The sequence below is a fragment of the Dankookia rubra genome, from assembly GCF_004355005.1.
GTDB lineage: Bacteria > Pseudomonadota > Alphaproteobacteria > Acetobacterales > Acetobacteraceae > Paracraurococcus > Paracraurococcus ruber_A.
On the sequence record NZ_SMSJ01000265.1, the window covers coordinates 1 to 1,328 of the forward strand.

Here is a 1,328-nt window from a genome sequence, read left to right on the forward strand (position 1 = left end):
GGGACTGTCGGCATTTCCGTGTGTTGCCGGTCATGAGGGAATGGAAGGAGCTCCCCCATGGCTCGACGGAAGGCGCCGCACATCGCTGATGAGTTGCTGGACCAGCTGCTGTCCGGCACGGATGCCGCGACCGCCCTGCAGCAGGGCGGTCTGCTTGATGAGCTGAAGAAAGCGCTGGCCGAACGGGCGCTGAATGCCGAGATGGACCACCATCTCGGTGGCGAGGCGGGCGCCGGGAACAGCCGGAACGGCTATGGCCGCAAGACGGTGCTGACCGACACCGGCGGGCGGATCGCGCTCGAGGTGCCGCGCGATCGGCAGGGCAGCTTCGACCCGCAGCTGATCGCCAAATACCAGCGGCGCTTCCCCGGCTTCGACGAGAAGATCGTGTCGCTCTATGCCCGCGGCCTTAGCACCCGTGAGATCGCTGGGCATGTGCTGGAGCTGTACGGCCTCGAGGTTTCGCCCGACCTGGTCAGCGCGGTCACCGACGCGGTGCTGGAGGAGATCGCCACTTGGCAGGCCCGGCCGCTCGAGCCGGTCTACCCCCTGGTCTTCTTCGATGCGCTGCGGGTGAAGATCCGCGACGAAGGCCTGGTCCGCAACAAGGCGGTGCACATCGCGCTCGGCGTCAGGGCCGACGGCACCAAGGAAATCCTCGGCCTCTGGCTCGAGCAGAACGAGGGCGCCAAGTTCTGGCTGCGGGTGCTGAACGAACTCCGCAACCGCGGCGTGGAGGACATTCTCCTGGCCGTGGTGGACGGGCTGAAGGGCTTCCCCGAGGCGATCCAGGCCGCGTTCCCCGAGACCACCGTCCAGACCTGCATTGTCCATCTGCTCCGGCACAGCCTGGACTTCGTCTCCTGGAAGGACCGCCGGGCCGTGGCGACGGCGCTGAAGGACATCTACCGTGCCGTCGACCCGGCGGCGGCCGAGGCCGCCCTGACGGCGTTCGAGGCCGGGCCCTGGGGCCGGAAATACGCCGCCATCGGGCCGAGCTGGCGGCGCGCCTGGACGGAGGTGGTGCCGTTCTATGCCTTTCCCGCCGACATGCGTCGATTGCTCTACACGACCAACGCCATTGAGGCCCTGAACGCCAAGCTGCGCAGCGCGGTCCGCACCAGAGGCCATTTCCCCACCGATGAAGCCGCCCTGAAGCTGCTCTATCTCGTCTTGAACAGGACCGAGCGGGAGTGGAGGATGCCAGCACGCGAGTGGGCCATGGCCAAGGCTCAGTTCGCCGTCCTGTTCGGCCAGCGCTTCACCAAAGCCCTGGCCTGACCGTGTCGTTCAACCGACCGGACGCACACGGAATTCCTGACACTCCC

At 67.2% G+C, this 1,328-nt stretch carries 1 protein-coding gene; it reads left to right on the forward strand.

Translation table 11 applies throughout. The features are described 5' to 3' along the window. The first annotated feature begins 57 nt into the window (after window positions 1–57). Window positions 58–1,281 carry an IS256 family transposase gene (locus E2C06_RS36455; protein ID WP_133293384.1) on the forward strand — a complete coding sequence of 408 codons (1,224 nt, stop codon included), beginning with the start codon at window positions 58–60 and terminating at the stop codon, window positions 1,279–1,281. Window positions 1,282–1,328: the final 47 nt, after the last annotated feature.

Excerpts from the sequence above, each read along its gene's own strand:
- E2C06_RS36455 (WP_133293384.1), top strand. The coding sequence starts at position 58 with ATGGCTCGACGGAAGGCGCCGCACATCGCTGATGAGTTGCTGGACCAG.